This is a genomic window from Ferruginibacter sp. (assembly GCF_031430955.1).
Taxonomy (GTDB): Bacteria; Bacteroidota; Bacteroidia; order Chitinophagales; family Chitinophagaceae; genus Ferruginibacter.
Genome location: NZ_JANPCM010000496.1, coordinates 1 through 13,721 on the forward strand (window position 1 = coordinate 1; position 13,721 = coordinate 13,721).

11 protein-coding genes are annotated in these 13,721 nt (G+C 38.2%); 4 read left to right on the top strand and 7 right to left on the bottom strand.

Translation table 11 applies throughout. From position 1 onward, the window contains the following. Both ACY65O_RS13780 and ACY65O_RS13785 read left to right on the top strand, forming a co-directional pair. Positions 1-338: thioredoxin family protein (locus tag ACY65O_RS13780; protein WP_462221437.1), on the top strand; the 338-nt coding region annotated here is incomplete at its 5' end. Between the two features lie 161 nt (positions 339-499). Further along, entirely contained in the window at positions 500-982 is a 483-nt protein-coding gene (locus tag ACY65O_RS13785) for a hotdog family protein (protein ID WP_462221438.1), read from the top strand. Between the two features lie 81 nt (positions 983-1,063). Here ACY65O_RS13785 and ACY65O_RS13790 read toward each other — a convergent pair whose 3' ends face one another. The 4 genes from ACY65O_RS13790 to ACY65O_RS13805 all read right to left on the bottom strand — a co-directional run bounded on the left by ACY65O_RS13790 (position 1,064) and on the right by ACY65O_RS13805 (position 5,384). Beyond that, positions 1,064-1,300, bottom strand: a complete 237-nt coding sequence (locus ACY65O_RS13790) for a hypothetical protein (RefSeq protein WP_462221439.1) — start codon at positions 1,298-1,300, stop codon at positions 1,064-1,066. 48 nt (positions 1,301-1,348) lie between these two features. Beyond that, positions 1,349-2,869, bottom strand: a complete 1,521-nt coding sequence (locus ACY65O_RS13795; RefSeq protein ID WP_462221440.1) for a tail fiber domain-containing protein — start codon at positions 2,867-2,869, stop codon at positions 1,349-1,351. A 5-nt stretch (positions 2,870-2,874) separates the two neighbouring features. Further along, entirely contained in the window at positions 2,875-4,374 is a 1,500-nt protein-coding gene (locus tag ACY65O_RS13800) for a tail fiber domain-containing protein (RefSeq protein WP_462221441.1), read from the bottom strand. Positions 4,375-4,451: 77 nt separating this feature from the next. After that, positions 4,452-5,384 (bottom strand): hypothetical protein, encoded by a 933-nt coding sequence (locus ACY65O_RS13805; protein ID WP_462221442.1) that lies wholly within the window; start codon positions 5,382-5,384, stop codon positions 4,452-4,454. Between the two features lie 407 nt (positions 5,385-5,791). Here ACY65O_RS13805 and ACY65O_RS13810 point away from each other — a divergent pair, with 407 nt between their 5' ends. Beyond that, positions 5,792-8,827, top strand: a complete 3,036-nt coding sequence (locus ACY65O_RS13810; protein ID WP_462221443.1) for a ligand-binding sensor domain-containing protein — start codon at positions 5,792-5,794, stop codon at positions 8,825-8,827. Continuing rightward, complete coding sequence (locus ACY65O_RS13815) at positions 8,824-9,591, top strand: LytR/AlgR family response regulator transcription factor (protein WP_462221444.1); 768 nt, start codon at positions 8,824-8,826, stop codon at positions 9,589-9,591. The genes ACY65O_RS13810 and ACY65O_RS13815 overlap by 4 nt, the downstream gene beginning before the upstream one ends. Before the next feature lie 71 nt (positions 9,592-9,662). Here the strand turns inward: ACY65O_RS13815 and ACY65O_RS13820 are convergent, their stop codons facing one another. The 3 genes from ACY65O_RS13820 to ACY65O_RS13830 all read right to left on the bottom strand — a co-directional run. Next, complete coding sequence (locus ACY65O_RS13820; protein WP_462221445.1) at positions 9,663-10,997, bottom strand: tail fiber domain-containing protein; 1,335 nt, start codon at positions 10,995-10,997, stop codon at positions 9,663-9,665. Between the two features lie 4 nt (positions 10,998-11,001). Next, positions 11,002-12,465 carry a tail fiber domain-containing protein gene (locus ACY65O_RS13825; RefSeq protein ID WP_462221446.1) on the bottom strand — a complete coding sequence of 488 codons (1,464 nt, stop codon included), beginning with the start codon at positions 12,463-12,465 and terminating at the stop codon, positions 11,002-11,004. Between the two features lie 5 nt (positions 12,466-12,470). After that, positions 12,471-13,721, bottom strand: a 1,251-nt coding sequence (locus ACY65O_RS13830) for an FG-GAP repeat protein (protein ID WP_462221447.1), incomplete at its 5' end; no start/stop codon positions are given.

Here is a 13,721-nt window from a genome sequence, read left to right on the forward strand (position 1 = left end):
TACAAGGTGGCGGTAACTGGTGCAGCTGGTGTATTGAATTTGCCCGGTTTAGTAAAGCCGAGGCAAAGATTGATTCGGTAATTAATGCATCCTTTGTGGTATATCATTTAAATTACAGCAAGGATAACGAAAATAAAAAAACCTATGCTAAATACCGCTATCCGCAGCGTTTTGGTTTTCCAGTTTTTATTATTTTAGATGGTAATGGCAACCGCATACATACACAAAACAGCGAGTATTTAGAGAATGGTAAAAAAAGCTATGACAACAATAGAGTGCAGGCTTTTTTAGAAATGTGGAGCCCCAGGGCATTGAATCCAAAAATGTACGGGGACTAAAAACATTTATGATTTCTGATCTTGGATTTCGGATTTGTAAATACATTTTCTATTTTTCAATATCCAAAATTAATACTTACAACTGTTAAAATATTTCAACTTTATAAATACTGTAACGGCATATACAAATCAGAAATTCGAAATCTAAAATCCGAAATAAAATGACCTACTCAAATAAATTCCTTCAACTGATAAACAACCACTTTAAATTCGGCTTGTTTTTATTCAGCAAATTACCCAGTGCTTTTTTTAGTGGTGTACGTGTACAATTTGCCGACGAAAATAAATGTGTAGTAACAGTGCCGTATAAATGGTTCAGTCAAAACCCATTTAAAAGCACCTACTTTGCCTGTCTTAGTATGGCTGCCGAAATGAGTACTGGTGTTTTAGGTCTTGCACATGTTCACAAAAGAAACCCCGCAGTAAGTATGCTGGTAGTAAACATCAGCGGCAGCTTTATAAAAAAAGCTGTTGGTAAAACCAGCTTTGTTTGTAATGATGGTTTAATTATAAAACAAACTATTGAAGCCGCCATTTTAAATGCCGAAGGAAAAACTGTAATCGCCAAAAGTACCGGCACCAATGCACAGGGCGAAGTGGTGGCAGAGTTTTTAATTACCTGGAGTTTTAAAGCGAAGAAGTAATAATTGCTTTATCCATTTACGAAAATATTTTTGTACGATTAATTTGTTAAATAAATAAGATCATTTTTTTATAGAGTTATTTTATTGATAAATAATATTGCCTGCCGCATATAATCTTATAACCCAATAATCTGTAAGCCCATAATTGGTTCCAGTAACATCCCCGATAGATAAAGAGCCGGAATAGCCTGCAATGATATAGCCGCCACCAGCACATTTTTCAATACTATAAGCTATGTCATCATTATTGCCGCCTACCAATTTATTCCAGGTAATATTTCCGCCTGCATCAAATTTCACTATCCAGTAATCATTCAATCCATGATTGGTTCCTGTAACATTACCTGTAGCAGAGGAAACTACTGATTATTTTTTTGAACTAAGAAGAGATTCCAGTTTTTCAATACGTTTCAGCAGGTCATCATTTTGTTTTGAAAGCTCCTGCGCTACTTGTACTAATGACACTACAAACGCTTCATACCGCAAACCATAAAGGTCTTTATCACTCTTTGCAGCATCCAAACCACTGAAATTATAATTAATTTCTTTTGCTGCTTTTTCCACATCCTGGGCTATAAAGCCGGTATAAACTATTTGTTCTTTTTGTTTACGGGCCTCTGCTTCAAATTGCATTACCAGAATAATATTTCTGTTGCTGTATTTTTTCGCCACAGACTGAGTAATGTTATCTGCAGCATCTAAATCCAAATTATAAGTAACTGGAGTTAGTTTGATAATAAATGAAAGCCCCGGTACATTATACTGAATATTTTTCTTTACCCTGCCGTCGGAAATATTTGACCAACCCACATAACCGCCGATAGAAGTAGTTGATGAATTTCCTATCCGGGCCTGGTTATTAGCTGATGATAAAGCCGACTCACCAAGGGCAATGGAATTAAATATTCCTGGCGCATTTGCTTGAGTGTTGGCACCAATTAAGGTGTTATTCCACCCCATATAAAAAGCTGAACCAGAACCTGCGCCATTGCCTAAGCCTGTATTATACGAGGACGTAAGTACATTTGATAGGGTGTAACTTCCAACTGCTGTATTTTGATCTCCAGTGTTGCCGTTAAAAAAATAAAATGCCTGAAATCCATTTGCAGTATTACCCATCCCGGAAGGGTTGTTAAAAAGTGCTTCCATTCCAGTTGCAGTATTGTAACTGCCAGTTGTATTGCCCCAAAGTGTTTGGTATCCTGTAGCTGTATTATTAATGCCAGTTGAATTTTTATATAGTGCATAATATCCGGTAGCTGTATTATTATTTCCTGCAGTATTTAAATAAAGTGCATTCATTCCCACAGCAGTATTGCTTCTTCCGTTGGTATTAGTATAGAGGGCTGATACACCAACTGCGGTGTTCTCAAGTCCGTTAATATTGGAGCGAAGCGCATAAGTGCCCATGGCTGTATTGTAAAATCCACTGGTATTTGAATTAAGTGCATCAACGCCCTGAGCAGTATTATTAAACCCAGTGCTATTGGAATAAAGCGCATTCCTGCCGGTTGCGGCATTCCAGTAACCGCTGGAATTGTTATAACCCGAACCTCCTCCAATGAATGTATTAAAAATACCTCCGTTCACGTTCGCATTATTTATCCTGCCGGCAAATTGCCCTATAAAAACATTTGTCGGATCATCCGAATGAATTCGCAGCAGTTCTGTACCACTGCTGTTGCGAAGTTTAATAAGAGGCCGGCTATTAGTTTGTACACTATTTGCATCTATTACTAATTGCGAAGTGTCGGCCGAACCAATTATGTGGAATTTTGCTAAAGGAATGCTGATGCCAATACCTATGTTTTGAGCAAAGGCTTTGCCGGAAAAACTCAGGAGAGCAATGAAAAAAGTATAATAAATAATAGTGCATATCTTTTTCATACTGATTATTTTTTTAACCCAAGAAGAGATTCCAATTTTTCCATACGCTTCAGCAGTTCATCCTGTTGTTTGGAAAGTTCCTGCACCGCTTTTACCAGTGGCACCACAAACTCTGCATAACGCAGGCCGTATAAATCCTTATCATTCTTTGCAGCATCCACGCCGCTAAAGTTATAACCCAGCTCTTTGGCCGCTTGCTCCACATCCTGCGCTATAAAACCGCTGTACACAATTTGCTCTTTTTGCCTTCGGGCATCTGTTTCAAATTGCATAGCTGCTAAAGCAATGCCGTCCTTATCTTTTTTTTGTGCGGTTTGCATTATCCTGTCTATTGCATTTAAATCCAGGTTATAGGTTACGGGCTTAAGTTTATTAATGAAAGCAAGGCCAGGCACATTTTCAACTATATTTTTCTTTACCCTGCCATCAGAAATATTTGTCCAATTTGTATAGCCGCCAATTGAAGATGTAGAACTATTTCCAATTCTGGCCTGGTTGCTTGCAGTAGTAATAACCGACTCTCCCAGGGCAATTGAATTAAATATTCCGGCTGCATTTGCCTGGGTGTTGGCACCAATCAAAGTGTTATTCCAACCCATGCTGTAAATTGAACCATTACCTGCACCACTGCCTAATGCAGTATTGTACGAGGAAGTAAGGAGATTGGAGAGAGCGTAACTTCCTACTGCTGTATTTTGTGTTCCGCTAGTATTATTATAAAGTGCTTGATAACCATTAGCTGTATTTCCCGTTCCCGAAGTGTTTTTGGAAAGTGCCTCCACACCGGTAGCTGTATTATAACCACCAGTATTGTTGCTAAAAAGTGCAACAGTTCCATTTGCTGTATTATTAAGACCGCCGGAGTTGTTATAAAGTGCATTATACCCGGTACCTGTATTATTATTTCCTGTAGTATTGGCAATAAGTGCATATAACCCTGCGGCAGTGTTGCCTCTTCCTGTAGTATTATAATAAAGTGCAGATGACCCAACTGCAGTGTTTTCAATTCCGGTTGTATTTGAATAAAGCGCATTTGACCCTAAGGCTGTATTGTAAAAACCACCAATATTGGAGTACAGTGCATTAAAACCGTGGGCAGTATTATTAAACCCACTGCTATTAGAATAAAGCGCTCTACTGCCGGTTGCTGTATTCCAGTAACCGCTGGAATTGGAATACCCTGCTTCCGCCCCGAGGAATGTATTAAAAATACCTCCGTTAACGTTCGCATTATTTACCCTTCCGGCAAATTGCCCTATAAAAACATTTGCCGGATCATCCGAATGAATACGCAGCAGTTCTGTACCACTGCTGTTGCGAAGCTTAATAAGTGGCCGGGTATTGCTTTGCACACTGTTTGCATCTATTACTAACTGGGATGTATCGGCGGATCCTTTTATATGCAATTTTGCTAAAGGTGTGGTAGTGCCAATGCCTGTGTTTTGAGAAAAGCACAGACATGAAAAAACAAATAAAGAATAAGCAAGAAAGAATATTTTTTTCATCATACACAGTTTTAAGATACATTAAATAATGAAGTTTATAACTGATAAAAGCCCCTCACTTACATAAAATAAAATTTTTACCACTGCCTTATTTGTGTACTGATTACCTGAGAATAAGAATCGGAGTTGATAGCTGTGGCCGGGTTGCCTCCATCACCTAAAATGTAATATTCCGGACCTGAACCAGGTGTAGCATTGTTGCCTAAAAAATGAGTAACAGCATTATATACTGCAGTATATGAAGGAGCAGCCGGTGTAATGGCAGCAGGTGTTTTCAACACAAAATAAACCCTTGTGTTAGCAGCTATACTTCCCATAGTGGGCAATGCACCTCCATAATCAATATATCCGGTATTTTGCGAAGCACTAACCTTAAGTTTACTACCCAAAGAATTTGAAGCCGCTATTCCGGTTCGTACAGACCAGGCAATAATATAGCTGGAAGCCGGCAACTTTGCAGCATTATTACTACCACCAACAGTATAGTTTGTAGTCCAACCATTGCTCGCAGATGTGTTCATGTAAATTTCTGGTGTAGCGTATTTGGCGGATCCATTTACTACCGTTAATAAGTTAGCATATTCTGCAGCCGTAACACTTACCCAGGTATTGGCAACAGCTGCATCGTAAGCTGCCAGGCTTGTGCTTAATGATAATTTTATCCTGTCGGTAACCAGTATACTTAGTGGTGCCCAACAATTTCGCTGCCAGCAATACATGCCTGTTCCAGAAAAGCCATTAGTGTAACCATCGCCAGTATTATAAACAATAGCTCCGGCCGTTGGCAAACCGGCAATACCCCAAATATAATTTGATGTAAAAGCAGCATTAGTAAAATCTACTTTTGGAGGTACAAAACTTTGCCATGTTGTGGGAGCAGCAGCAGCATTGTTACTTAACTCTAATACAGCTGCCTGGTTAACAGCACCTGAATTATAACCAATTCTTACCTGTGCACAACAAATGCAAACAGTAAATGCAAAAGCTATAGAAAATAATGTTTTAAGCATGGTGTTAAGTTTTTTATTTGCCGGGAAGAAATTATTTAGCCTGCGGAGCAAGCTGCACTTTTATTGAAACTGGAAAAGAATATCATCCCTTTAATAAAATTTGTTTTATAGAAAATCATAAAAGAACTGCCTAAAATTATTAAATGACAGGAAGCAGGGTAACGGCTTTTCAATAATGGCGGTTTTGATTGTGTTTACGGCAGTTTTTTTAATTAAACTCTTACTACTTTTATCATCACCTGTAATACTGCATCAGTTATCACAACATTGTTGGTGAATTTATGCGTAGTTTAACAGTAGTATTTTACAGTATTAACTTTACTAATTGCGTTGAAGTATTTATTATGTTCAATTACATTTTCAATAAAAATTTTCGGGCTTTAGTATTTATTTCATTGGCTTTTTCAATGTCAGTAAACAGCCAGCCACTTTTATTTGAAAACTACTCATCTGAACAGGGCCTATCTCAAAACAGCTGTTATTCTATTGCACAGGATGATGATGGATTTATGTGGTTTGGTACACAGGATGGATTGAACAGGTATGATGGCAAGCAGTTCAAAATATTTTTACCTCAAAACAATATCGGCAAAAAACTTCCTTCCAATTATATTTCCTCCCTTTTTTTTGACAGTCAAAAAAAATTATTATGGGTAGGCACTTTGCAGGGCACCTGCCTTTATGATCCTGCTATCGATTCGCTGGTGAGCATTGCAGATTATTTTCCTTTTGCCGCCAGTCTTCAAAAAGTACCGGTAAAAAAAATAATCTCCTTACAAAAAAATGAATATTGGTTTATAACATATAATCATGGGCTTATACTCCTTAACACTGCGTTACAATCAGTAACTTCTTTTTTTGATGATAACACCAATAAAACCAGGGTAAGCAGTTTAGTGGAGCATAATGGAAAAATAATTGCGGGGCTTCTAAATAATCTCTATTCTTTACTTCCTGAAGGGGCCAGTTATAAAACACAGTTACTGCATCCTCAATACTTTTTTCCTGAAATAAGGGATTTATTTTCGTATCAGGGCGGCTTATGGATAGGCACACTTACACAGGGATGCTTTGTAATTAACGGACCTGTTGAGCAAACCGGTAACATCGCTCCTTTTAAAATACAAACTGATGGTGTAGGGTGTTTTATAACAGATGCAACCGATAAGTTATGGATAGGCACAAGAGGTAACGGCATAGTACAATACGATCAGAAAACCGCCACTGTTCAAACAGCTACTCATGACCGGTATGACGGACGTTCGGCGGGGAAAAATTTTGTATTGTCATTGTTTAAAGACAGGCAGGGAATTATTTGGTGTGGCCTTAGCGGTAGTGGAGTTGCAAAATACGACCCGTTGAAATACCAGTTTAACAGTATCAGTAACGAACCATCAAAATCTTCCTCACTCCCCGATAATATGATTTTTGATATTTACAAATGCAGGGATGGTGCATATTATATTGGCACACAAAACAAGGGAATAGCTGAATGGGATTTTGCAGCCAACAAATTTCATACTTACTCAGCATCATCAAAAATTGGGATAGTAAGTAATACCATTTATGATATTACGGAAGATGATAAAAACAATTTGTGGATAGCAAGCTGGGGAGGATTAATGCAACTGGACAGAAAAAGAAAACAAATCAGCTATAAAGAAAACAAAGATCTGCTGACAACAAAAAAACTCTATGGTATAATAAAACTTAAAAAAGCCGACAGCCTTTTGATAACCGGAGAAAACGGTCCTGTATTTTTTTCATTAAAAGACAAACGCTGGGTTACTCTTCCTGCCGGCATTACCTGGCCAACTGCCTACCTTGGCAGGTACATGTACGAAGATGAAAACAATATAGTATGGGTATGTACTGTGGGTGCCGGGTTAGGTAAATATAATTACCTTAAATCTACTTTTGAAATTATTGAACCGGTTAAAAAATACGCCATTTATGTAAGGCACCTGTTAGCTGATGGGCCACTGTTTTGGCTGGCTACCGATAACGGAATTTTGCTGTATGATTTTAAAAAGAATATAGTGGTAAAACAACTTATCTTAAACACTGCCGGCCTTTCCAATGTATGCTATGCAGTTCAAAAAGATAACCAGGGCTTTTTTTGGGTTAGCACCAATACAGGTATCTACAAAATAAATCCACAAAATAATTATTCCGTACAAAATTACAATATGGGTAATGGCCTCTCTTTTTTAGAATATAATACGGCCTGTGTTTTTAAGCAAAGCGATGGCACACTTTTGTTTGGTGGCGTAGGTGGCATTACAAAGTTTAACCCTGCTGCATTAAAAGAAAATGATTTTAGCCCTGTGCCACTCATTACTGCAATACAGGTTAACGATGTTCCCCTGCAATCGAAAACTTCACCTTTCCGTATCAGCAATATTTCTTTTAAACATAATCAGAATTTTATTACCCTCAATTTTGCAGTAACTAATTTTTCCAACCAAAATAATAACCAGTTTGCTTACCGGTTAAAAGGGCTTAGTGATAACTGGACAAACTGTGGCAACAGAAATTTTGTAAGTTATACCAGCTTGCCGCCTGGCGAATATTTTTTTGAACTCCGCTCGGCAAATAGCGATGGCAAGTGGAGTAAAGGAATTACAACAGTGGATATCACTATTCATCCTCCCTGGTGGAAAACATGGTGGTTCAGGATAGTTGCCCTGTCTCTGCTAACCGGTTTTATTACTTCTTTTGTAAGAAGAAGAATTGGGGTTATACGCCGGGAAGCTACATTAAAACAAAAAATAACTGAAACAGAGATGATGGCACTGAGGGCACAAATGAATCCTCATTTTATTTTTAACAGCCTCAACAGTATCCGGGAAATGATTTTAAGCAATGAGAATAAAGAGGCATCTCATTTTCTCAGCAAGTTTGCTCACCTGATAAGACTTACTTTAGATCAATCAGGCCAACCCTTTATTTCTCTTCGCAATACTATGGATTACCTAAGCCGATATGTAGAAATGGAGCAAATACGCAACGCCAATTTTACCTGCACTTTAGCTGCTGCTAAAGATTTAGATGCAGATGAAATTATTTTACCGCCCATGCTCATTCAACCTTTTATTGAAAATGCCATTTGGCATGGTGTAAGCAGCCAGCATAAAAACATTCATATCAATGTTAATTTTACAAAGCAAAATAATCAATTGGTATGTACCGTTGATGATAATGGTATTGGCATCAATCAATCTTTAGAAAATAAAAAAACATCTGTTTGGCAAACTTCGGGAAACGGTAATTTGCATAATTCTGTTGGTATTGAAAATATTAAAAACCGTATTTTTCTTTTAAATGAAAAATACAAACTGCAAAGCAGTGTTACCATAAAGGATAAAAAAGATATTGCAGGCCAAAAAGAAAACGGCACTTTAGTTACACTCCATTTACCAATTGAAATAAACGAACCATGACTACAATAAAAACAATTTTGGTGGATGATGAACCAAGAGGGCTTAGCTCCCTGCAGAAATTACTGGAGATAAATTGCGAAACCGTTGAAGTTATTGCAAGTTGCAGCAGTGCGGCTGCAGCAACAGATGCCATAACCAACCTGCAACCCCATTTGGTTTTTTTAGATATCGCTATGCCAGAAGCAAACGGATTTGACCTGCTGCATAACCTGCCTGCTGTAAATTTTGAAATAATATTTGTAACGGCACATAATAATTATATGACACAGGCTTTTAAATTCAGCGCTGTAGATTATTTATTAAAACCCGTGGATGATGAATTACTGAGGGCTGCGGTTAAAAGGGCCGAAAAAAAAATTGATGAAAAAAATACAGGATTGAATATTGAAACTTTTTTGCACAACATGCAGCACAAAGGCGGTTCGCAAAAAATGAAATTATGTATCCCTTCTATAAAGGGTTTTCAGGTAGTTCAAATACAGGATATTATTTATTGTGAAGCCAGCAGCAATTACACCAACTTTCATTTTACCAACCGGCCAACTATTTGTGCCAGTAAACCCATTCACGAGTATGAAGAACTGCTGGAAGACTCCAATTTTATCCGTACCCATAAATCGTATATGGTAAACCTGGAGCATGTAAAAGAATATTTACGTGGCGAAGGAGGTACAATCGTACTTTCCAACAACCAGGAAGTGGAAGTATCCCGTAGAAAAAAAGATATGCTGATGACGAGGATGAAGGAATATTATAAGTTTTGATTTTTAAAATTTATTATTTTATAAACCCAAATCTCGGAAATAAGGTGAAAGAGAGAGGTTTTTTTTCACATTCAATTTCTCTTATTCATTAATTGCATCAGTATTTTATTTTGTTTTTTCAGTAAATCAATTTCTTTCTTTATTTCATTCATCTGCTGCTGTTGCATTTGTATAATCACTTGCTGTTCCTGTATTGCTTTTATAGCAATAACACCCAAACCACTATAATCCATAGTAAGAACTGGTTTTGTAACATCCCGGTCATACCGTTTATATATAAGTTCCGGAAAAAAAGGTTGAATATCCTGTGCCATAAATCCTAACATACGTCTGTCGGTATCTTTACTATCTAAATAATTAAAACTATAAGGCGGCACCTTCATCACAGCTTCCAGTACAGAAATCATGGGCCGGATATTTTTTTTCATACTTCTGTCAGATAGCGCCGTATAAACACCAGTAACCCTGTCTATATTAGACCGCAACGAACCATTAGAATAAAAATTAAGTGAGGAATCTATATTACTTACATAGAACCCCCATTTGAAGATTACACCTGACGGATGACGCAAGGATAACTGGTCTCCATTGCTAAACCCGGTTACCTGCAACCTACCCTCAGTAATATTATTAATATCTGTTACATAGGTACCAATACCTACATTATGCCTGTACATGCTCAGTGAAGGTGTATCAAGTGCCGCAGTATTATGTGGTGGGGAAAATGTATAAAATCCAAGCCCATTTGTCAAACTGTTAGCAATAGCTGTGGTATTCTCTGTATAAGCAGAGATACCAACTGAACTTGTGCCTGATGTAGTACCATCAGCAAGCAGGTAACTATTTTCAAATATTAAACTTGTTTTTTGCCTGTTTCCCCAACCTGCAATTGTTTTTTTATTAACGCCGGAAAGTACCAGTACAGGAATATTATTTTTTGAATTCAGCGTCGCAGAATCTACTGCCCTTAAAATTTTTACTTTAGGATTGTAATTAATAGCAGAACCCCCAAAATTATCCATCATTTCAACCCCATTGGTTTTATTGCGTAACTGAACGCCGAGTAAACCTCCATTTTGCCAGGTATTATCATTAAAATTATCAGCTAACCTTATCCATGTTCCAGAAACTGTACTGTAATAATAATAACCACGAACCATATCATTCTTAGCACCAGGTTGTGTTGTATTGTAAATAATCAAGCCATTTGCCGGGTTGGGTACACTTGATACATCTTTCAAACTATCTAATGATATTTGGGGTATGAGTACGCCTTTTGTTGTGCTGGAAATATCAAGTTGTGCAGATGCATGGGGTGTAGTAGTGCCGATGCCTACGTTTTGAGAAAAGGTGAAAGACATAAAGAAGAAGGCACAAAGCACAAGTAAAAAAAATATTTTTTTCATATCTCTATTTTTTAATAGCTATAAACAATTCAAGTTTTTCAATACGCTTCAGCAGTTCTTCATTTTGTTTTTTTTGTTCTGCACTTTGCTTTTTCAAATCATCATTTTCTTTTGAAAGTTCCTGCACCGCTTTTACCAATGGCACTACAAACTCTGCATACCGCAAGCCGTAAGTATCATTTTCGTTTTTAGCAGCATCTACTCCACTAAAATCAAAACCCAATGCTTTGGCAGTGGTTTCTACTTCCTGTGCAATAAAACCGGTGTAAGTAATTTTTTCTTTTTCCAGCAATGCCGTTTGAAAAAAAGCAGTTGCTGCTGTACTCAATGAATCTCTTTTTTTATCGTTTTTATGATTGAAGGCATCCAGCCCGGTGGCATCCAGGGTGTAAGTAACAGGTCTTAGTTTATTTATAAACTCAAGACCCGGCACATTTTCTTTTACATTTTTTTTATAGCGGCCATCGCTAAGATTGGTCCAGCCAGCATAGCCGCCATAGGATGTTGTAGAAGGATTTCCAAAACGGGCTGTACTACTTGCAGTTACAATTGTCCTATACCCCACGGCTATCACAGTAATCAAACCAGGCGCAGTTACATCGGCATTATAGCCAACAAATACATTGCCACTGCTATTGTTGTAAGTTTCCCCAGCGGCGGAACCAATAGCAGTATTTTCAAAACCACTTGTTGTGTTAGTTAAGGCCCTATATCCAATTGCTGTATTATTGTTGCCGTTAATATTTGCATAAAGTGCCTTATACCCATTAGCTGTATTACTACTTCCAGTAGTATTGCTATTAAGAGAATATGTACCAATAGCAGTATTAGGTTGCCCTGTGGTATTAAATGCCAACGCATAATAGCCAACCGCAGTATTCTCTGATGCTGTATTGTTAGCAAGAGAAAGGGTGCCGACAGCCGTATTATAAGATGCAGTTGTATTGGAATAAAGGGCGCTGCTGCCAAAGGCTGTATTTCGTTCACCGATTGTATTTTTTGACAAGGCCAAATAACCGACTGCTGTATTAATTCCCCCTGTGGTGTTGTCATAAAGCGCTTCATACCCGTTAGCTGTATTAAAACTACCGGTTGAATTTACATGAAGTGCAGATTTTCCGATGGCTGTATTATAGCTACCGGATGTATTACCGCGTAAAGACCAAAGCCCAAAAGCTGTATTCCGTTCGCCGGTTGTATTGCTGTAAAGTGATTCAAACCCCGTGGCTGTATTATAGTTTCCTGTTGTGATTGAGTTGGCTGCGCCAATACCAATAAATGTATTTTGCAGGTTTGTTGATAGTACTTTACTGCCGCCGATACGGTAAACCGAATCGGTATTGATGCTGCCGTTTTTTACATCTAACTTAAATGCAGGGGTAGTGGTGCCAATGCCAACGTTTTGGGAGAATGTGAAAGGAGCAATGCACAGGACGCAAGGCACAACAAGTATGAATATTTTTTTCATAGCAGTTAATTTATTTTTCCGAAAATAACTTTACCGAAATAATTTACAAAGCCATAGGCACCAATGATAAACTGTTTTGTAATTCCATCTATACACACAGCGTTACCAGCTAAATCATTTTCAACACCTCCTGGGTCCGTTATAAATTGTAGCTTTTGCCAGCCCATACCTATACGCTGATAAATAGTTGCAGAGCCATGATTATTTTTCGGAGGAACGTATGTAAAAGGCGTTCCTATAATAACATAACTTCCGGAAATTGAAACTGAGTATCCGAATGCATCATTAGCAACGCCATAGACATCATTTATTTTCTGCATCAGCACCCAATTGCTGCCATTAAATTGAAAAATACTGCATGAGCCCTGGTCGTTATTTGTACCAACATCATCCCTAAAGGCCCCTCCTACAACATAGTTGCCGGAAATAGACACACTTGCACCAAAATTATCGCCGCTTGAACCTGTAACGTCCGTTATTTTCTGAATAAGATTCCATCCGGTGATGCCATTGTATTGGTAAATAATGGCTGAACCTTGATTAGTGTTTGCCGCTGTTACATTATCACCTGGAACCCCTATTATTGCATAGTTGCCAGAAATTGATACGCTATTGCCGAAATTATCATTAGCAGCACCAGTGGGCTCTGCTGATTTTTGCGTTAATATCCAATTAACACCATCGTATTGATAAAAGCTGGCTGAACCCTGGTTGGTGTTTGCTCCCATATCGTCATTAAAAGCTCCGCCTATAGCATAATTACCCGAAATGGAAACGCTTACACCAAAATTATCGCCGGCTGCTCCTCCGGCATCAGTAATTTTCTGCATCAGCACCCAGCTGCTTCCATTATATTGATAAATACTGGCCGAGCCCTGATTAGCATTAACACCTACGTCATCATTAGAGGCGCCAACTATAACATAATTGCCGGAAATTTGTACGCTATTGCCAAAACCATCATTTGGCGCACCAGTAGCATCGGTAATTTTCTGCATAAATACCCAAGTGCCTCCATTGTTTTGATAGATACTGACAGAACCCTGACCAGTATTTGCCCCTACAGCTTCACCTGGAGTTCCCACAATAGTGTAGTTGCCGCCAATTGATACGCTGTTTCCAAATTTATCGCCAAATTCACCGTTGGCATCGGCCACAGGTTGGTAGTTACTAATGTTTCCATTAGCAGCACAATCTCCCCATACACCAAAACCAATGTTTCCGGCAGCGGCAGCATTATTAGTTTGCCAGTTGGC

Bases quoted from the DNA above. Each gene is read 5' to 3' on its own strand.
- ACY65O_RS13785 (WP_462221438.1), top strand. From the start codon at position 500: ATGACCTACTCAAATAAATTCCTTCAACTGATAAACAACCACTTTAAA.
- ACY65O_RS13795 (WP_462221440.1), bottom strand. From the start codon at position 2,869: ATGAAAAAGATATGCACTATTATTTATTATACTTTTTTCATTGCTCTC.
- ACY65O_RS13800 (WP_462221441.1), bottom strand. From the start codon at position 4,374: ATGAAAAAAATATTCTTTCTTGCTTATTCTTTATTTGTTTTTTCATGT.
- ACY65O_RS13805 (WP_462221442.1), bottom strand. From the start codon at position 5,384: ATGCTTAAAACATTATTTTCTATAGCTTTTGCATTTACTGTTTGCATT.
- ACY65O_RS13810 (WP_462221443.1), top strand. From the start codon at position 5,792: ATGTCAGTAAACAGCCAGCCACTTTTATTTGAAAACTACTCATCTGAA.
- ACY65O_RS13815 (WP_462221444.1), top strand. From the start codon at position 8,824: ATGACTACAATAAAAACAATTTTGGTGGATGATGAACCAAGAGGGCTT.
- ACY65O_RS13820 (WP_462221445.1), bottom strand. From the start codon at position 10,997: ATGAAAAAAATATTTTTTTTACTTGTGCTTTGTGCCTTCTTCTTTATG.
- ACY65O_RS13825 (WP_462221446.1), bottom strand. From the start codon at position 12,465: ATGAAAAAAATATTCATACTTGTTGTGCCTTGCGTCCTGTGCATTGCT.